This window comes from Allobosea sp. MMO-172, from assembly GCF_037147855.1.
In the GTDB taxonomy this organism is placed as follows: domain Bacteria; phylum Pseudomonadota; class Alphaproteobacteria; order Rhizobiales; family Beijerinckiaceae; genus Allobosea.
In genome coordinates this window covers 23807-41354 of sequence record NZ_JBBCUM010000007.1, presented here as the reverse complement: position 1 = coordinate 41354, position 17548 = coordinate 23807, and the positions used below count along the sequence as shown (strand labels likewise).

18 protein-coding genes are annotated in these 17548 nt (G+C 66.9%); 8 read left to right on the top strand and 10 right to left on the bottom strand.

Translation table 11 applies throughout. The features are described from left to right. Positions 1-99: 99 nt before the first annotated feature. Positions 100-1287, bottom strand: a complete 1188-nt coding sequence (locus WFK61_RS12220) for an HlyD family secretion protein (RefSeq protein WP_336811975.1) — start codon at positions 1285-1287, stop codon at positions 100-102. Between the two features lie 601 nt (positions 1288-1888). Between WFK61_RS12220 and WFK61_RS12215 the strand changes: the two genes are divergently transcribed. Both WFK61_RS12215 and WFK61_RS12210 read left to right on the top strand, forming a co-directional pair. Further along, the gene (locus tag WFK61_RS12215; protein ID WP_336811973.1) at positions 1889-2383 is read left to right on the top strand and encodes a hypothetical protein; all 495 of its coding nucleotides are present in this window, start codon (positions 1889-1891) and stop codon (positions 2381-2383) included. Between the two features lie 75 nt (positions 2384-2458). After that, positions 2459-2980: a hypothetical protein gene (locus tag WFK61_RS12210; RefSeq protein ID WP_336811971.1), complete on the top strand. Its 522-nt coding sequence runs from the start codon at positions 2459-2461 to the stop codon at positions 2978-2980. A 28-nt stretch (positions 2981-3008) separates the two neighbouring features. Here the strand turns inward: WFK61_RS12210 and minE are convergent, their stop codons facing one another. From minE to WFK61_RS12165, 9 genes are all read right to left on the bottom strand, one after another. Then, positions 3009-3275, bottom strand: a complete 267-nt coding sequence (gene minE, locus WFK61_RS12205; RefSeq protein WP_265060491.1) for a cell division topological specificity factor MinE — start codon at positions 3273-3275, stop codon at positions 3009-3011. Positions 3276-3277: 2 nt separating this feature from the next. Continuing rightward, entirely contained in the window at positions 3278-4093 is an 816-nt protein-coding gene (minD, locus tag WFK61_RS12200) for a septum site-determining protein MinD (RefSeq protein WP_336811969.1), read from the bottom strand. Positions 4094-4130: 37 nt separating this feature from the next. Further along, positions 4131-4865 carry a septum site-determining protein MinC gene (gene minC / locus WFK61_RS12195; RefSeq protein ID WP_336812348.1) on the bottom strand — a complete coding sequence of 245 codons (735 nt, stop codon included), beginning with the start codon at positions 4863-4865 and terminating at the stop codon, positions 4131-4133. Positions 4866-5171: 306 nt separating this feature from the next. Further along, on the bottom strand, positions 5172-6173 hold the full coding sequence (locus WFK61_RS12190) for a D-cysteine desulfhydrase family protein (RefSeq protein WP_336811967.1): 1002 nt from the start codon (positions 6171-6173) through the stop codon (positions 5172-5174). A 112-nt stretch (positions 6174-6285) separates the two neighbouring features. Beyond that, positions 6286-7167, bottom strand: coding sequence for an ABC transporter permease (locus WFK61_RS12185; RefSeq protein WP_336811965.1), 882 nt, complete (start codon positions 7165-7167; stop codon positions 6286-6288). 13 nt (positions 7168-7180) lie between these two features. Beyond that, positions 7181-8122, bottom strand: coding sequence for an ABC transporter permease (locus tag WFK61_RS12180; RefSeq protein WP_336811964.1), 942 nt, complete (start codon positions 8120-8122; stop codon positions 7181-7183). 177 nt (positions 8123-8299) lie between these two features. Further along, positions 8300-9901, bottom strand: a complete 1602-nt coding sequence (locus tag WFK61_RS12175; protein WP_336811963.1) for an ABC transporter substrate-binding protein — start codon at positions 9899-9901, stop codon at positions 8300-8302. A 102-nt stretch (positions 9902-10003) separates the two neighbouring features. Beyond that, positions 10004-11473, bottom strand: a complete 1470-nt coding sequence (locus tag WFK61_RS12170) for a M81 family metallopeptidase (RefSeq protein ID WP_336811962.1) — start codon at positions 11471-11473, stop codon at positions 10004-10006. Positions 11474-11657: 184 nt separating this feature from the next. Further along, complete coding sequence (locus tag WFK61_RS12165; RefSeq protein ID WP_336811960.1) at positions 11658-12440, bottom strand: IclR family transcriptional regulator; 783 nt, start codon at positions 12438-12440, stop codon at positions 11658-11660. A gap of 141 nt (positions 12441-12581) precedes the next feature. Here WFK61_RS12165 and WFK61_RS12160 point away from each other — a divergent pair, with 141 nt between their 5' ends. The 6 genes from WFK61_RS12160 to WFK61_RS12135 all read left to right on the top strand — a co-directional run bounded on the left by WFK61_RS12160 (position 12582) and on the right by WFK61_RS12135 (position 17528). After that, a complete protein-coding gene (locus tag WFK61_RS12160) occupies positions 12582-13244 on the top strand; it encodes an amino acid ABC transporter permease (protein WP_336811958.1) in 663 nt (220 codons plus the stop codon). Then, the gene (locus WFK61_RS12155) at positions 13244-13891 is read left to right on the top strand and encodes an amino acid ABC transporter permease (RefSeq protein ID WP_336812346.1); all 648 of its coding nucleotides are present in this window, start codon (positions 13244-13246) and stop codon (positions 13889-13891) included. Before WFK61_RS12160 ends, WFK61_RS12155 begins: the two co-directional genes overlap by 1 nt. Then, the gene (locus WFK61_RS12150) at positions 13878-14609 is read left to right on the top strand and encodes an amino acid ABC transporter ATP-binding protein (RefSeq protein ID WP_336811956.1); all 732 of its coding nucleotides are present in this window, start codon (positions 13878-13880) and stop codon (positions 14607-14609) included. The genes WFK61_RS12155 and WFK61_RS12150 overlap by 14 nt, the downstream gene beginning before the upstream one ends. Before the next feature lie 41 nt (positions 14610-14650). Further along, positions 14651-15433: a transporter substrate-binding domain-containing protein gene (locus tag WFK61_RS12145; RefSeq protein WP_336811954.1), complete on the top strand. Its 783-nt coding sequence runs from the start codon at positions 14651-14653 to the stop codon at positions 15431-15433. 104 nt (positions 15434-15537) lie between these two features. Next, complete coding sequence (locus tag WFK61_RS12140) at positions 15538-16584, top strand: succinylglutamate desuccinylase/aspartoacylase family protein (protein ID WP_336811952.1); 1047 nt, start codon at positions 15538-15540, stop codon at positions 16582-16584. Continuing rightward, positions 16584-17528 (top strand): threonine ammonia-lyase, encoded by a 945-nt coding sequence (locus tag WFK61_RS12135; RefSeq protein WP_336811950.1) that lies wholly within the window; start codon positions 16584-16586, stop codon positions 17526-17528. Before WFK61_RS12140 ends, WFK61_RS12135 begins: the two co-directional genes overlap by 1 nt. Positions 17529-17548: the final 20 nt, after the last annotated feature.

Here is a 17548-nt window from a genome sequence, read left to right as displayed (position 1 = left end):
TGCGCGCCGGCGTCCGGTCATGCCTCAGCAACGGAGTGAGCATGACGGCAAGCCCGGCCGCAGCCAGGCCCGGTGCCAGAGCGGTCAGGAGATCGTGCGTCACGGCGCGGAGGCCTGCTCGCCGAACACGACGCGCCCGGTGCGCCCGACGGCGCAGACCTGCCCGGTGCCCAGATCAGGCACCGAAACCGTGACCCGGTACGGCTCCTTGCTCAGCGCGGCGGGCTCGATCGCGAGATTCGCCGCCGCAGTGGCCCGGCCGGTCAGGTTGACGACCTTGCCTTGCAGGTCATTGCCGCCATCGGCTGGAATGAAGCGGGCGGGGCTGCCGACCGAGAGGCGGTTATAGACGGATTCCGTGACGTTCGCCGTCACGACCGCGGTCGAGCAATCGATCAATCGCGCGAGGTCCTGGCCGACGCGAACCTGCTCGCCAGGCGAGACCATCGCCTCCCAGATGCGCCCGGTCACCGGAAGCGTCATGGCAACGTCCGATTGGGCCTGATGGTGCGTGCGCGCCGTGGCGAGCGCGGTTTCCAGCTGCTTCGCTTCCGCGTCGAGGCCGGCCAGTTCCGAGCGGAGATCGGCGATGCGCTGGCGCATCTCGTCGCCGCGCTGCACCGAACTCGGCCGGTCATTGTAGCTGTCGCCGAGGAAGATCCGGTTGCGCGCCGCCGCGAGTTCGACATTCGCCGCGGCGAGCCGATGACGCGTCGAGGTTTCCGTTCCCGTCGCGATCGCGACCTCGCGTGACAGGCGGTCGAACTCGGCGGCCGTAACGTTGCCGGTCCGGGCCAGCGCCTCGGCCCGGCGGTGGGCGGCGGCCGCCTCCTCGCGCCTGGCGACCGCGACGCCGATCAGGCTTTCGAGCTCGGCAGTCCGGGCTGTCAGCTGCTCGATCCTGCCAAGCCGGAACGCTTCGGCTTGCCGATCGAGATCGGCTTCCGCGGTCTCTGCGCTTGCGAGCTTGGTGCTCAGCGTCGCGCGCTGGCTCGCCAGCTTTCCGAGTGCCTGTTCCAGCTCGTCGAGCCGGCCGCGATCGGCGCGCGGGTTGACGATGCGGAGCAGGGTGGAGCCTTGCGCGAGAGCGTCGGAAGCGGCCAATTCCGCGGGCGACGCGACGACCTCACCCGCGATGGGGGAGCGCAGCGTCATCAGCCGTGCATTGACGACAGCCTCGACGCTGGAGGTCTGCAGCAACGTGCGCAACGGCACCAGCCCAAACACCGCGACAACGGCGGCCCCAAGCAGGACCTTGCCCGCCCGCCGCACGGTCGGCGTCAACACAGGCTGCTTGGCTGGCTGCGGTGCGGTGCTTCCGGCCTCAGGTTTGGCTTCACCGCCGTCGACATATCGTTTCAGCCTGCTCTGCAGGGCGCGCGCATCCTGAGATTCCGGGCCGTTGACGGGCACGGCCGGAGAAGCAGCATCGCGAGCCGCTGTCGCAGCTTGATCCGGCTGCACGTCGCTGGCTTCGAATCTCGCGGATTGCCTGGATCGAAAATCTGGATGGGCCATTTGCTACGTCCCTGTTAGCGAACAGGACGATTGGGCAGAGCGCTTTCCTAAATCTTAAATCCGGATCTTTCGCGAAACGAACGCTGGAACGGCGGAAACAAGTGATGAAGCGGGCACTTCGGAATTGTCTAAGATGTTATTAACCTTGCAGGGCGCGCCAGGCTTGCTCGGCCTCCTCAACGCCTCGCTGGCATTGAAGACGCCGGGCGCCCGCATCGAGACATCGTAGAACAAGGGATGTCATGTCCTCCCTGATTTCAAAGGGGAGCATGATCTCCGACATGGCCTGGTGCTGTCGGCCGGCGCCTTCCTACAACGCGGCAGGTCGGCGCGATGGCCATGGAAAGGGCGTGGGAAAGATTCTAGCGTCTTGCCGATGCTGGTCGAACATGAGCACGCGATCGTTTATCGGCAGCCGAAATTGCCGCTGCCGCTGCGGCTTTTCAGCCTGGTGCTCGGTCTGGGCATCGGGATCGTCATCCCGATCCCTTTCTTGATTCACGCGGATTGGGGAACGCCTTCGCCGACGCTGCTTCTGGCCGGGCTGTGCATCGCCGCCCCGGTCGTCCTGGGCAGCTTCTTCGTGCTCCTGTCCTTCACAAGCTCCACCGAGCTCAGGCTGAACCCGGCGACGGGATGCGCCGTGAGGATCATGCGCGGGCCTTTCCTGAAGCGCCACGAAACCTATCCGCTTTCGGCGCTCACCCCGCCGACGCTGATCATGAAAGACAGCGAGGACGGCCGCTACCCTGTCCTGCGGCTGCGCTTGCCCAGATGGCCGGTGGTGGAGATGAGCGATTTTTCCGGCCGCGCGGAAGCCGAGGCATGGCAGGAGCGCATCGCGAGCGTGCTTGCGAAAGCCTGAGCGGTCTGGGTGGGAGTGCGAATGCCGTCGGAGATGTTGGTTGCCGCGGGCGGCTGCCGGTGACAGTGAGGCGGCATGGCGATTCTTGACGACATCCCGGCTGAGATCCGGCGCGCCGCCTGCGCCTTTCACGAGGCCGGCCATATCGTTGTCGGCTGGGAGCACCAGCGCCACATCACGCATGCTTGGCTGCGCCCGCCCCACGGCATCTCGGGTGAGACCTGCTTCGAGCCCTACAAGCGCGGCTTCCGGAGCGACAGCCCGGTCGATCTCAGGCGTGCGGAGATCGAGATCACCATCCTGTCCGCCGGCTATTGCGGCGAGATGATCTATTGGAACGAAGAGGGCCTGAAATGGTATCCGGGCGCGATCGCCTCGCATGAGGACGACCTCCGGCAGATGCGGCCCTATATCGCCCTGTTGCCGCCTCAGGATGAGGCTGCCTTGCGCGCGCGCTGCGCGACGGCTGCCACCGCGATCCTGTATCGGCCGGCGATGCTCGCCGCCCAGGCCGCGATCGCCCGGCGGCTGTTCGAGCGCCGTCGCATCGATTGCGACGAGGTCGACGAGATCATCGGGCGCGTGGCGGGCCGATAGGGCATCGGCCCGCGAGAATGTTCGACGGTTACGCCGCCTTCTTGCCGGCGTCGAACGGCACTTCGATATCGACGGCGAGCGTCGAGACCTGGGGGCCGCGCTCCATCCGGACGCTGACCTTGTCGTCGTCGATCTGCATATGCTTGGAGATCGCGCGCAGGATTTCGTCGCGCAGCTTGCCGAGCAGGTCGGCATCGCCGCCGGCGGTGGCGCGCTCATGCGCGAGCAGGACCTGCAGCCTTTCCCGGGCGGCGGGGGCCGAGCGGGGGCGGGAGAAGAGGCGGAACAGATTCATGCTCATGCCGCCTTCCTTCCGAAGAACTTGCCGAAGAAGCCGCGCTTCTCGCCGGGCACCGTGACCGGGATCTGCTCGCCCTTGAGACGGCGGATGGCATCGAAATAGGCGATGGCCGGCGCGCTGCCCTGGTCCGCCAGCGTGACCGGCGAGCCGATATTGGAGGCGCGCAGCACGTCCATGCTCTCGGGGATGATGCCGAGCAGCGGGATCGACAGGATCTCCAGCACGTCGTCGACCTTCAGCATGTCGCCACGCTCGGCCCGCAGGGGATCGTAGCGGGTGAGCAGCAGGTGCTTCTCCATGCGCTCGCCGTTCTCGGCCTTCAGCGTCTTGGAATCGAGCAGGCCGATGATGCGGTCGGAATCGCGAACGGAGGAGACCTCCGGGTTGGTCACGACGATCGCGACATCGGCATGGCGCATGGCCAGGGTGGCGCCGCGCTCGATGCCGGCCGGGCTGTCGCAGATCACCCAGTCGAAATTCGCCTTCAGCGCGCCGATCACGGCCGCGACGCCTTCCGCCGTCAGGTTGTCCTTGTCGCGGGTCTGCGAGGCCGGCAGCAGGTAGAGCGTCTCGACCCGCTTGTCGCGGATCAGCGCCTGGGTGAGCTTGGCCTCGCCCTGGATGACGTTGACGAGGTCGTAGACCACGCGCCGCTCGGCGCCCATGACCAGATCGAGATTGCGCAGGCCGACGTCGAAATCGACGACCACGACCTTGTCCCCGCCCTGGGCGAGCGCGGCGCCGAGCGCGGCCGACGACGTCGTCTTGCCGACGCCGCCCTTGCCCGATGTGACGACGATGACCTTACCCATTGACCGCTCCTTCTGAACGTTGAGTTATGTGCGCGCCTCAGGCGAGCGCTTCGACCTTGAACGTTTCGCCGTCGAGCCAGATCTGCACCGGCTTGCCGCGGAATTCCGGGCCCATGTCCTCGGCCGTCTTGTAGAAGCCGTCGATCGCGATCAGCTCGGCCTCGAGCTTGCGGCAGAAGATGCGTGCCGCGGCATTGCCCATCGTGCCGGCCATCGCCCGGCCGCGCAGCGTGCCGTAGACATGGATCGAGCCGCCCGCGACGATCTCGGCACCGGATGCGACCGAGCCGACGACGGTGACGTCGCCTTCGAGGAAGACCAGCGATTGGCCCGAGCGTACCGGCTGCGTCACGATGATCGACGGCGCCGCCTTGGGCAGGTCGGGCATGACCGGCTCGGCGACGGCAAACTCGGCCTTGGCGGGCTCGGCCGCAGCGGCCGGAGGCTCGAAATCGGCAGTCGGGCGCCCGTCGGCCATGGCCGGCGGCAGATCCGCGCCGAGCAGGGCGGGGGAGGCGCCCTCGATGCCCATGATCCGGACCTGGCGCGAACCGAGCTGGCTGACGAAGGTGCGAAGCTGCGCCCGGTCGATATCCAGCCCGGTGATGTCGAGCACCACGGGGCGCCGCAGGAAGAAGCCGGCGGAGCGCGAGGCGAGATCGTCGAGCCGCGCGAGCCAGTCCTCGAAGGGCAGCTCCGGGGTCAGCGTCAGCGCAAGATAGGACCGCCCCTTGAGGCGGATGGGCCGGGGTTGAGTTAACACGTCGGTTATCTTGGTAAATTTTCGGTTGCTTCGGTGTATCGAGGGAATGGTTAACAGGTCGTAAACCGGGCCCTCGACAGGCCTGCCCGATGCGCTCCGGAGGGAGGCTGTCCACAGCTCCCTGACGAGGGGCTGAACAGGCAAAAGTAACGTGGAACGTGCCGGGAAATGGTACGGAAAGCGCAGTCGTCCTGCTCGCCCTCGTGGCGAGCATCCACGTCTTGAACACGCTTCTCGACAAGCGAAGACGTGGATGGTCGGGACAAGCCCGACCATGACGCAGATATGCTGACGGTCCGATGCCGTCGGTCGATTCTACCCCTGGAAAACCTCCGGATAGGCGTAGAGCCCCGGCGCCCCGCCGGTATGCCAGAAGACGACGGTCTCGTCGGGGCCGATGGCGCCGCTCCTGACCAGCGCGATGAGCCCAGCCATCGCCTTACCGGTATAGACCGGGTCGAGCAGGATGCCTTCCGTCCGCGCGACCAGCTCGACGGCCTCGATCATCGCAGGCGTCGGCTGGCCATAGCCGGGGCCGACCTGCGAATCATCGATTTCCAGCGCGACCTGCTGGCCCCGCTGTCGGCCTTCCAGCGCATAGATGTCGTTCACCAGTCCGGAGACGATGGCGCCCGCCTGATCGGCCGCGCGCGAGACGCTGACGCCCCGGACGCGGCAGCCAAGCCCGGCATCCTCGACCCCGGCCAGGATGCCGGCATGGGTGCCGCCGCTGCCTGTCGGCACGACGATGTGATCGATGCGGACACCCTCGGCCTTCGCCTGCCCGGCCAGCTCCAGAAGCGCGTCGCGATAGGCGAGGCTGCCCAGCGCATTGGAGCCGCCGACCGGGATGAAGTAAGGGCGTTTCCCCTGAGCCTTCAGTTCCGCTACCGCATCGTCTGCGATCGCGGTCGCATCCCCGCCGGCCGGGAACAGGCGGATCTCCGCCCCGAAGATCCGGTCGAGCAGCCAGTTGCCGTTGGTGCGATAGGACTCGCTGCGATTCGCAACCGAATCGGTCAGCAGCAGCACGCAGGCGAGCCCTTTGCGGGCCGCAGCGGCAGCCGTCTGGCGGGCGTGGTTCGACTGGATCGCACCCATGGTGACCAGCGTGTCGGCGCCCTGTTTCAGGGCCTCGGCGACAAGGTATTCGAGCTTGCGCACCTTGTTGCCGCCGCCGGCGAAGCCGGTGCAGTCGTCGCGCTTCATCCAGATCGACGGGCCTTTGCCGCTCTGGCCGAGGGCCTGCGACAGGCGCGGGAGTTGCTCGAAGGGCGTCGGCAGCAGCGCCAATCTGATCGTGTCGCGTCGGTTCATCCCGGCAGGCTCCCAGCTTCGTCTCGCCATCGATGGCCAGGGCAGCATAGCGCGGTGCCGGAGATTCGCCGGGCGTGCCGATGCATGCCCGGCGTGCAGTGTGGGCGTGAGGCTAGAGCCGCCGCGACAGGCGCGGATCGAGCCGGTCGCGCAGGCCGTCGCCGAGCAGGTTCACCGCCAGCACGACCAGCGCGAGCGCGATCGCCGGGCAGAAGATCGTCCAGGGTGCCCGGGCGAGGTAGAGCCGGCTCGATGCGATCATGTTGCCCCAGCTTGGCACCTCCGGCGGCACGCCCGCGCCAAGGAAGGACAACGAGGCTTCGACCAGGATCGCCGAGGCGCAGATATAGGTCGCCTGCACGATCAGGGGCGCGATCGTGCTCGGCATGATGTGCCAGAACAGCAGGCGCGGCGTGCGCGCTCCGCAGGCGCGCGCGGCCTCGACGAAGGGCAGTTCCTTGACGCTGAGCACGATCGAGCGGACGAGGCGGACGACGCGCGGCAGTTCGGGGATCGAGATCGCCGCGATGACGATGCCGATGCTGCCCTGGTTCAGCGAGACCATGGCGATGGCGAGCAGGATCGCGGGGATCGCCATCAGCCCGTCCATCAGGCGCATCACGATGGCGTCGAAGCGGCGATAATAGCCGGCGAAGAGGCCGATGGTCAGGCCGACGAGGATCGAGATCGTCGCGACGCTGAAGCCGACGATGAGCGAGACGCGGGCGCCGTAGACGGTGCGCGCGAAGACATCCTGCCCGAGCTGGTCGGTGCCGAAGCGCAGATCGGGCGAGGGCGGCTGCAAGCGGCGGGTCGGCGCCTTTAGCATCGGGTCGCCGGCGATCAGCGGCGCGATGATGGCGACGACGAGGAAGAAGATCAGGATGGCGGCGCCGAGCAGCATGGTCGGGTTGCGGCGCACGAAGCGGCCGATCCGGGCGAGCCGGCTGCCCGCGGCGGGGGCAGGGGCGGTCGGGGTATCGATTGCGGTCATCGCTCTCGCCTCCTCAATGCCGGATGCGGGGATCGATGAGCGAATAGGACAGATCGACCGCGAGGTTGATCAGCACGTAGACGCCGGAGAAGACGAGGATCACGCCCTGGATGATCGGGTAGTCGCGCTTCGAGATCGCATCGACCACGAGGCGGCCGACGCCGGGGATGTTGAACACGGTCTCGGTGATCACGACGCCGCCGATCAGCAGGGCGACGCCGATGCCGATCACGGTGATGATCGGCACGCCGGCATTCTTCAGCGCGTGCTTCATCAGCATCGTGCGCGCCGAGACGCCCTTGGCATTGGCGGTGCGGATATAGTCCTCCTCCAGCACCTCCTGCATCGAGGCCCGCGTCATGCGCGCGATCAGCGCGACATAGGCGAGGCCGAGCGTCACCGTCGGCAGCACGAGATGCATGAACCACGGGCCGATGCCGTCGAGGATCGGGCGGTAGCCCTGCACGGGCAGCCAGCGCAGTTCGATCGCAAAGACATAGATCAGGCAGTAGCCGACCACGAAGGTCGGCATCGAGAAGCCGAGCACGGAGAAACCCATCAGCAGGCGGTCGACCGGCCGGCCGGCCTTCCAGGCGGCGAGCACACCGAGCGTGACCGCAATCGAGACCGCGAAGATCATGGTGAGAATGGCGAGCGACAGCGTCGGCTCAAGGCGCTGCAGGATCAGCGTCGAAACCGGCGTGCTGGAGAAGATCGAGACGCCGAGATCGCCCTGGATCACCCGCAAGGCCCAGCGCCCGAACTGGACGAGCAGGGGATCGTCGAGGCCGAGCCGCTGGCGGATGGCGACGATCTGCTGGGGCGTGGCGTAGTCACCGGCGATGATGGCGGCGGGGTCGCCGGCCGAAAGATGGAGCAGCAGGAAGACGAAGATGCCCACCAGCGTCATCACCAGGATGGTCGATGCCAGGCGCTGTACCAGATAACTCAACATGGATTCGGTCGTCCTCCGTCGGCTGGTTCATTCGTCGCGGGATGATGGGCCAATCCCGCTGGGCACGGCATCACGTGCTCGTCTCTCACGCCGCCGGCACGATCATCTGAAAACCGCTAAGCAAGCGGAGCCCGCCAGAGGGCGGACTCCGCGGATCGGTTCACGACCGGGCTGAAATCAGCCCTTCTTGACGTTCCAGAACGGGATCAGCTCGGGCATGCCGATCAGTCCCGTCAGGTTGCGCAGGGCCGCCGGCTGGAACCACTGGCCGAAATAGGCATGCGGCACGAAATCCCAGGCGTTCTGCTGGATGTCGCGGGCGATCTGCTTGCGCTCCGCGTCCGACTGGGCGCTCGCCCATTTGTCGCGCAGCTGCTCGTGCTTCTCGTCGCTCGGCCAGCCGAACCAGCCCTTCTCGCCATTGGCGGAGTGGCCGCTGAGCGAGACCGGGTTGCCGAAGGCGTTGACCGAGCCGGAGGTGAAGAACACGTTCCAGCCGCCCTGGTCCGGCGCGGCCTTGACGGCGCGGCGGGTGACGACGGCGCCCCAGTCCGAGGCCTGCAGCGAGACGTTGAAGCCGGCCTGGCGCATCCATTGCGCGATCAGGTTCGCGGCGTTGTTCATATAGGCGATGTTGGTCGCCTGCAGCACGACGACCGGGCGGCCGTCATAGCCGGATTCTTTCAAGAGCTGCTTCGCCTTCTCGATATTCGGCGCGCCCTTGAACCAGTCGATATTGGCGTCGTTCTCCATCGGCGTGCCCATGCCGAACAGCGAGGAGCAGCCGCGGAAATATTTCTCGTCGCCGAAGGTCGCCTTCATCACCTCGGTCGGGTGGATGAGGTGCAGCATGGCCTGGCGGGCCTTGACGTTGTTGAACGGCGGATGGAGCCAGTTCACGCGCGCCCAGCCGAGCTGGCCCTGCTTGTTCAGCACTTCGAGCTTGATCGCCTTCTCGCCAGCCAGCGAGTCGAGCAGGTCGACATTGGGGTACTCGATCATGTCGATCTCGCCGGCGCGGATCGCGGCGATCGCGGTCGCCTCGTCGGCGATGTTCTCGAACACGACGCGGTCGACATTCACGACTTTGCCGCCGGAGGTCATCACCGCCGCTTCGGAGCGCGGCACGTAGTTCGCGTTCTTGTCATAGACATAGCGCTGGCCCTGGACGACCGCGCCCTCGTTGAAGGTGAAGGGGCCTGAGCCGATGATCGTGCTGATCTGCTGGTTCGGGTCGGTCCCGGCTTCCTTCTCGCGCATGATGTAGCAGACATTGGTCGCGGCCTTGGCGAGCCATTCCACCACGAGCCCATAGGGCTCCTTCATCACGATCTGGAAGGTCTTGTCGTCCTTCACCGGCGTGTCGGCGAGGCGCGCCATCATGTGCTGGCCGCCGCCGTCGCGGGCGCCCCAGCGCCGGATCGAGGCGACGCAATCCTTCGCGGTGACAGGCGTGCCGTCCGTGAAGCGCAGGCCGTCGCGCAGCTCGAACGTATAGGTCTTGCGGTCGTCCGAGAGCGACCATTTCGAGACCATCTGCGGCTGCGGCTCGAACTTGTCGTTCACGCCGAACAGCGTGTCGTAGACCATGCCGGCGTGATAGGAGGTCATGTTCGCCGTCGTCCAGATCGGATCGAAGACGCGAAGATCGCCGTGCAAAACGGCGCGGATGGTGCGGGCTGCGGTCGGTGTGGTCTGCGCGCGGATCGTGGCCGGCGAGGCGATGATCGCGCCGGTTGCCAATCCGCCCTGAACGAAACGTCTGCGTGTCGTGGTCATGTCGTTCTCCTCCTCGTTGCAACAGAGGACCGCGGGCATTCGCCTCGTCTGGCCCTCATCGGGTCATGCTTCTTCTCTCCTGTTCCTTTCGGGGCGGGGGTGTCAGACGACGAGCCGGCCCGGCGGGAGCGGATCATGCGGCCAGAGCGGCCGGTTGATCTTGCGATAGGGATATTTGCGCACGTCGAGATGCGACGGCCCGCCACCATCGGTGTAGATCACCTCGCTGGCGATTGGGCCGTAGGCGGCGTGGAAATGGTTGGTCGATTTGACCGAGACGATGCGCTTCTGCGTCGGGTCGATGCCGACGCTGGTGAAGATCTCCAGCCCCAGCGCCTGCGTCCGGTGCGACAGCAGCGCGACGTCGATGCCGTCGATGCGGATGCCGACCGCATTGCCGATCGGCACCTTGGCGGTGCCGAAGCTCTGGGTGCCCCCGCGGATCGCGCCGAGCACCGTCACCTCGCCGTCGACCGGCGTGCCCGAGGTCGAGGCCGCCTTGCCGCCGAAGCGCAGCGGAATGGTCGCACCGACGCCGGCCGTCAGGCAGAACTCGACTGCGACCGGGTCCCAGACCGGGCCGACAGCCGCGTCGGAGATGCCGCGCTCGCGCAGGCGATGGATGATGTTGGTGTTGTCGGAAGCCGCGCCCCCGCCGGCATTGTCGGTGGAATCCGCGATGACGCGCGGGCCGTTGGCGGTGCCGCCGAGCGCGCGGTCGAGCGCCTCGTCGAGCGGCGTCACCGGCGGGGCGAACTGGCCCTTGAGCGAACGGAATTCCTCGCCGAGCTTCGCCGCCAGCGCGTCGCCCTTCGCCTTGTCGTTATCGGTGACGACGAGGACGCGGGTGCCGATCTCCGGCACGTCGCCCTGCTGGAAACCATGCGCCAGCGAGACCGAGAGGATACCGTCCTTGCCTTCGAGCGCGCTCATCCGGTCGACGAAGGAGCGGCCGGGCTCGCGCGTCGTCGGCACCAGCTCGATCATCCGGCAATCGTAGAGCGACATCACCGGTTTGAGCTTGCCGCGGATCGTGCCCAGGATGATGTCGACCAGCTCCTCGGCCCGTTCGACGAAGTCGATATGCGGGTATTCCTTGTAGAGGATGATCGCATCCGCGAGGCGCACGCGCTTCTCGGTCAGGTGGCAATGCGGATCGAGTTCGACGCCGATCGGCACGGAGGGGCCGACGATGGCGCGGACATGTTCGAGGATGTCGCCTTCGCAATCGTCATAGCCATGCGCGACCATGGCACCGTGCAGGCCGAGCAGCACGCCGTCGACCGGCATAGCCGCCCGGAGCTGGACGAGGATCTCCTCGCGCATCTCCTCGTAATCGGCCTTGGCGCAGGTGCCCGACGGCTCGGCCCAGAAGCAGGAGCCTTCGATCAGCTCGAAGCCGTCGCGCTTGGCGCGCTGCCGCGCGACATAGAGCGGCGCGGTGCAATGGGTCGCCCGGTCGGGATGCTGGCCGGCCGGAAAATAGGCTGATGCCTCGAAATTGGCCCGGGATGTCGGGATTGGAGAGAACGTATTCGTTTCGGTTGCGAGCGACGCAGCAAACAGGCGCATAAGCTACCTTTCCGAAGAATGAACCTCATGTTCGGTTGGCCGAGAAGGCCCTGTCAAGCTGCAGCGCGAGCAGGAGGTTTTGCAGCTGCAGCATCGGGTGCGATCAATGCAACTGCAAATAATAATCCTTCTCATTTGCAATTAAAGGTTCGCGCGCCAGCCGCCGTGTCCGGCGGAAGCGGGCCTATAGCGACAGTTGCGAGCCGGCTTCCGCGCAGCTCGCCTTCAGCGCCTTCAGGATCACCTCCTCATCCGTCGCGATGCCGTGTCGCTGCAGGCAGGGCACCAGGATCGCCGCTTCCGCATGTCCGCCCGGCCCGATGACCGGGCAGGCGATGTCGGTTACCGCCATGATATCGCGGCTGGCGGCGACGCGGTGCCCGAGGGCACGGATCTCCGCGAAAGTCCGCCCGGTTTCGGCCGCTTCGAGGCGCTGCTTGTCGGCCTCCGACGCCTCCCGCATCAACTGGCGCCGGCGCGTCTCGCTCTGGAACGCGAGGATCAGCAGGCCGGAATTGGCGTCCAGCGCGGGCCGGCCATAGCCCGGCCGCACGATGACGCTGGCATCGAGATGGCCCGAGGTCGTCGCCAGCACGACGGTCTGCGCCCGGCTCAGCACGACGAGATGCGCGACCTGGCCGCTTGTCTCGCTGAAACGCTCCATCACAGGCAGCACGATCGAGGTGAGGGGACGCCCGGCCGGCGTGCGGATGCCCAGGTCGAACAGCCGTCGCGACAGCACGAGCCGGTCCGTCCCGGCCTCGCGGGCGAGATAGCCGCGCTGCTGCAGCACGAAGACCATGCGGAAGATTTCGCTCTTCGAGCGGGCGAGGCGCTCGGCGATCTCGCGGGTCGAGAGCGGTTCGCCGACTTCGGCGAGGAGTTCGAGGATGTCGAGCCCCTTCTCCAGCGCCGGCGCCGCGTAGCTGCCCTTGTCTCCGTTCTCGGTATCCGGCAGGTCGCTCATGCTTTCCTGTTTCATATATGAAGCTTGACATCAAATAAGAAACGAACCTAGCCTCCTCGTAAAGGGGAGGCGGATGGTACGATCGTCGGATCATATCGCAGGTTCTGGGAGCGTCGCGCCGCTGTCGCGAGGCGGCCGGCCATGAAATACGGCCTGCAGTTCCGCGATGTCTTCGCCGCCTGGGAATCGATCCTCGAAGGCGTCTGGATCACGCTGCTGCTTTCGGGCCTCGCGATGATCGGCGGCCTCGTCATCGGTATCGCCTGCGCCGCCGCCCGCGTTTATGGCCCGGGCTGGCTGCGCCGCATCGTCGGCACCTATGTCGAGGTCATCCGCAACACGCCGCTCTTGGTGCAGCTCTTCCTGATCTTCTTCGGCCTGCCGACCCTGGGCCTGCGGCTCGATGGCCTCACCGCCGCGATCATCGCGCTGGTCATCAATCTCGGTGCCTACACCACCGAGATCGTCCGCGCCGGGCTGGAGGCCGTGCCGAAGGCGCAGGTCGAGGCCGGCCATTCGCTCGGCCTCTCCGGTCTGCAGGTCTTCCGCTATGTCGTGATGTTCCCGGCGCTGAAGGCGATGTTCCCGGCGCTCGCCAGCCAGTTCGTGCTGCTGATGCTGGCGACCAGCGTCGTCTCGCAGATCTCGGTCGAGGACCTGTTCCACGCGGCCTCGATCGTGCAGTCGCGCACCTTCCGCGATTTCGAGGTCTACACCGTCATCGGCGTGCTCTATCTCGGGCTCGCCTTCGCCTTCCGCGGCCTGTTCGCGGGGCTGTACTATTGGGCGTTCGTCAGGCGATGATCCGCGAATTCGGTCTCATCGATGTGATGTACCTGATCGCGGCGGCGCGCTGGACGCTGGCGCTGACCGCCACCGCCTTCATCGGCGCATCGCTGATCGGCATCGTCATCGCCATCGCCCGCATCCTGCCCTTCGCGCCGCTGCGCTGGCTCGCGGCCGCTTATATCCACATCGTCCAGGGCACGCCGCTGCTGGTCTGGCTCTTCGTGATCTTCTTCGGCCTGCCGCTTGTCGGCATCTCCGTCAATCCATGGATCGCGGCGGCGACCGCCTTCTCGGTCTATGGCAGCGCCTTCCTCGGCGAGATCTGGCGCGGCGCGCTGGTCTCGATCGCGAAGACGCAATGGGAGGCCGGCGCCTCGCTCGGCCTCTCGCTCTGGGAGCAATTGCGTTACGTCATCGTGCCGCAATCGGTCCGGGTCGCGATTCCGCCGACGGTCGGCTTCCTCGTCCAGCTCATCAAGAACACCTCACTCGCCGCGGTGATCGGCTTCGTCGAATTGACGCGCGAAGGCCAGCTCACGGCCGCCGGCACCTACAAGCCCTTCGCCGTCTACATCACCGTTGCCGCGATCTATTTCGCGATGTGCTTCCCCCTCTCGCAATGGAGCCGCTCGATCGAGCGGAAGCTCGATGTCGCTCGTTGAAATCCACGGGATCAACAAGAGCTACGGCTCGGTCCAGGTGCTGAAGGACGTCTCGCTCGATATCGCCAAGGGCGAGGTCGTCGCCGTGATCGGCCGCTCCGGCTCGGGCAAGAGCACGATGCTTCGCTGCATCAACGGGCTGGAGCCGGTGCAGGCCGGCGTCATCCGCGTCGACGGCACGCAGGTCAACGATCCCGGGACGAACCTGCGCAAATTGCGCCAGGAGGTCGGCATCGTCTTCCAGAGCTTCAACCTGTTCCCGCATCTCTCGGTCTGCGACAACATCACGCTCGCGCCGCGCGTCGTGAAGAAGCAGGCGCCGCAGGCTGCCCGCGAGGTCGCGCGCGAAGTGCTGGCCCGCGTGGGTCTCGAGGACAAGCTCGACGCCTATCCCTCGCAGCTCTCGGGTGGCCAGCAGCAGCGCGTCGCCATTGCCCGCTCGCTCGCCATGCGGCCGAAGCTGATGCTGTTCGACGAGGTCACCTCGGCGCTCGATCCGGAACTGACTGGCGAGGTGCTCAAGGTGCTCGAATCCGTCGCGAAGGAGGGCATGACCATGATCCTCGTGACCCACGAGATGGGCTTTGCCCGCCGCTTCGGCTCGCGTGTCGTCTTCATGCACGAGGGGCGCATTCACGAGCAGGGCCCGGCCGCAGCCGTCTTAGCCGGGCCGAAGACGCCGGAGCTCCAGACCTTCCTCAGCGCGGTGCTGCACTGAGGCGGAACACCAAGACAACATCAACGAGGGGAGAAAAGACGATGCGTTCACTGTTCGCAGGTTTAGCCGCCCTGGCCATCGCCGCCTTCGGCGCCGCCGAGGCCAAGGCCGACAAGCTCCAGGACATCCTGTCCAAGGGCGTCGTCCGCATCGGCGTGCCGCTCGATGCGCCGCCCTTCGGCTCGCAGGACGCGGACCGCAAGGCGATCGGTTTCGATATCGAGATGGCCGAGATGGTCGCCAAGGGGCTGGGCGTGAAGCTGGAGATGCAGCAGATCACCGGCGCCAACCGCATCCCCTTCCTGATGACCGACAAGGTCGACATCGTCATCTCGGTGATGGGCCTGACGCCCGAGCGCGCCCGGCAGATCCAGTTCACCGCGCCCTATGCCAATACCTTCCTCGCGGTTTACGGCGCGAAAAGCTCGACGGTGTCGAGCCCGGAGACGATCGGCTCGGCCCGCGTCGCCGCCGCCAAGGGCACGACGCAGGAGCTCGCCATCTCGGCCGCCGCGCCGAAGGCCAGCCTGATGCGCACCGAGGACGACGCGACCGCCGCTGCGGCCTATATCACCGGCCAGGCCGATCTCCTCGCCACCAACTCGATCGTGGCGCAGGCGCTTGCCAAGCAGAACCCGAACAAGGAGTTCGAGCGCAAGTTCGTCATCCGCCGCAGCCCGGCCCATATGGGCGTGCAGATGGACCAGCATAACCTCGTGCGCTGGCTCGACGGCTTCATCTTCTTCAATTCGATGAACGGCGAGCTCGACCGGCTGCACCGCAAGTACCTGGACATGCCGATGGACCCGCTGCCGACGCTGTGACGTCGTAGCGGTTCCTGCCGGGCGCGCCGCCGCGCCCGGCTTTTCCATGCTTTCCAACGGCCCGCCAGCGGCGCCGATCCCTGTCCTGCACCCTGCGTGATCCCATGAGCACAGCCAGCCCCGCGCGCGCCAAGCCGACCCCGCGCCCGTCCAGCGCCTTCCTCACCGTCGATCTCGACCGCGAGGGCAAGCAGACCGGCTTCCTGATGATCCCGCATTCGCCGCATGACGATGCCTGGGGCGCGACCCGCGTGCCGATCGCCGTGATCAAGAATGGCGCCGGCCCGACCGTGATCATGGAGGGCGGCAACCATGGCGACGAATACGAGGGGCCGATCACGATCTGCGACCTGATCCGCGATCTCGATCCCGGCCGCGTCCAGGGCCGCCTCATCCTGATGCCGGCGAACAACGTCCATGCTGTCATGGCAGGCCAGCGCACCTCGCCGGTCGACGGGCTCAACTTCAACCGAACCTTCCCGGGCGATCCGCGCGGCACCATCACCCAGCAGATCTCGGCTTTCGTCAGCGACCATATCCTGCCGGTCGGCGACGCCTTCCTCGACCTGCATTCCGGCGGCTCCTCGCTCGACATCATCCCGAGCGCCATCGTCGAGCCGACCGACGATCCGGCGCTCCACAAGCGCAATGTCGCGGCGGTGCAGGCCTTCGACGCACCGATGACCGTGGTCATCAGCAATCTCGGCGAGCCGCGCACGGCGACGGCCGCCGCCTGCCGGGCGGGGCTCGTCACCGTCGGCACCGAGATGGCCGGCGCCGGCACGGTCTCGCTGGAGGCTCTCGCGGTCTGCCGGCGCGGCGTTGCCAATGTGCTCGACCATCTCGGCGTCGTCGTCCGCGACAAGCCCGAGCCCCGGCGCGGCGAGGGCCAGATCCTCGAGCTGCCCGGCATTTCCGCTTACGTCTATGCGACGGCGGACGGCATCTTCGAGCCCTTCCACGCCAATGGCACCAAGGTCAGCGCCGGCGAGCCGGCAGGCCGCATCCATTGCACCTGGGACCCGACGCGCCCGCCCGAGACGCTGCACTACGCCGCCGACGGCATCCTCTATGGCCGCCGCCAGCCGGGTCGCGTGAAGCCGGGCAATTGTTGCCTGATCGTCGCGGCGCCCTATCGCGGAACCCTGTGATGATCGCGCTCGACGATATCCGCGCCGCTCGTACACGCATCGCGCCCTACATCCGGCAAACTCCGACGCTGCCCTATGCCAGGACGCGCGGCAGCGATTTCGGCGGCGACGTCACGCTGAAGCTGGAATTGCTGCAGGCGGCCGGCTCCTTCAAGGCGCGGGGCGCCATGAACCGCCTCCTGACCCTGTCGCAAGACGAGCTCGCGCGCGGCGTCGTCACGGCGTCGGGCGGCAATCACGGCCTCGCCATCGCCCGCTCGGCCCATGTGCTCGGCGTGCGCGCAACGATCTTCCTGCCGTCCAATGCCGCGCCGGACAAGATCGCCAAGCTGCGCGACTGGGGCGCGGACGTGCATATCGTCGGCGCGATCTGGGACGATGCCAATGCCGCCGCGCTCGCCCATTCCCGCGAAACCGGCGCGACCTATGCCCATCCCTTCAGCGATCCGATCGTGGTCGCCGGCCAGGGCACGCTCGGCCTCGATATCCTCGACGACATGCCCGATGTCGACGTGATCCTCGTCGCCATCGGGGGCGGCGGCCTGATCACCGGCCTCTCGACGGCGGTAAAGGCCTTGCGTCCGCAGACGCGGATCATCGGCATCGAGCCGGTGGGATCGCCGACCCTGCATGCCTGCCTTGCCGCCGGGCGCCTCGTCGCGCTCGACAAGCTGGAGACCCGCGTCGCCACCATGTCCTGCCGCCAGACAGACCAGGCGATCTATGAGGCGACGGCGCGCACTGTCAACGAGATCGTTCTGATCACCGATGCGGACATGGAGCGGGCGGCGAAGTCGCTCTGGTTCGAATTCGGCATCGCGGCCGACCTCTCGGGCGCGGCGGCGATTGCCGCGCTCCAGTCCGGACGCGTCAAGCTGTCCGGCGGCGAGAAGGTCTGCGCGCTGGTCTGCGGCGCCGGCACGGACGGCTGCCTTCCGGGCTAGCCGACGATGCCCGGCGCAGC

What these genes read in the sequence shown, in the direction of transcription:
- WFK61_RS12210 (WP_336811971.1), top strand. Translation starts at nt 2,459, where the DNA reads ATGGCGATTCTTGACGACATCCCGGCTGAGATCCGGCGCGCCGCCTGC.
- minE (WP_265060491.1), bottom strand. Translation starts at nt 3,275, where the DNA reads ATGAATCTGTTCCGCCTCTTCTCCCGCCCCCGCTCGGCCCCCGCCGCC.
- minD (WP_336811969.1), bottom strand. Translation starts at nt 4,093, where the DNA reads ATGGGTAAGGTCATCGTCGTCACATCGGGCAAGGGCGGCGTCGGCAAG.
- WFK61_RS12190 (WP_336811967.1), bottom strand. Translation starts at nt 6,173, where the DNA reads ATGAACCGACGCGACACGATCAGATTGGCGCTGCTGCCGACGCCCTTC.
- WFK61_RS12185 (WP_336811965.1), bottom strand. Translation starts at nt 7,167, where the DNA reads ATGACCGCAATCGATACCCCGACCGCCCCTGCCCCCGCCGCGGGCAGC.
- WFK61_RS12180 (WP_336811964.1), bottom strand. Translation starts at nt 8,122, where the DNA reads ATGTTGAGTTATCTGGTACAGCGCCTGGCATCGACCATCCTGGTGATG.
- WFK61_RS12175 (WP_336811963.1), bottom strand. Translation starts at nt 9,901, where the DNA reads ATGACCACGACACGCAGACGTTTCGTTCAGGGCGGATTGGCAACCGGC.
- WFK61_RS12170 (WP_336811962.1), bottom strand. Translation starts at nt 11,473, where the DNA reads ATGCGCCTGTTTGCTGCGTCGCTCGCAACCGAAACGAATACGTTCTCT.
- WFK61_RS12165 (WP_336811960.1), bottom strand. Translation starts at nt 12,440, where the DNA reads ATGAGCGACCTGCCGGATACCGAGAACGGAGACAAGGGCAGCTACGCG.
- WFK61_RS12160 (WP_336811958.1), top strand. Translation starts at nt 12,582, where the DNA reads ATGAAATACGGCCTGCAGTTCCGCGATGTCTTCGCCGCCTGGGAATCG.
- WFK61_RS12150 (WP_336811956.1), top strand. Translation starts at nt 13,878, where the DNA reads ATGTCGCTCGTTGAAATCCACGGGATCAACAAGAGCTACGGCTCGGTC.
- WFK61_RS12145 (WP_336811954.1), top strand. Translation starts at nt 14,651, where the DNA reads ATGCGTTCACTGTTCGCAGGTTTAGCCGCCCTGGCCATCGCCGCCTTC.
- WFK61_RS12140 (WP_336811952.1), top strand. Translation starts at nt 15,538, where the DNA reads ATGAGCACAGCCAGCCCCGCGCGCGCCAAGCCGACCCCGCGCCCGTCC.
- WFK61_RS12135 (WP_336811950.1), top strand. Translation starts at nt 16,584, where the DNA reads ATGATCGCGCTCGACGATATCCGCGCCGCTCGTACACGCATCGCGCCC.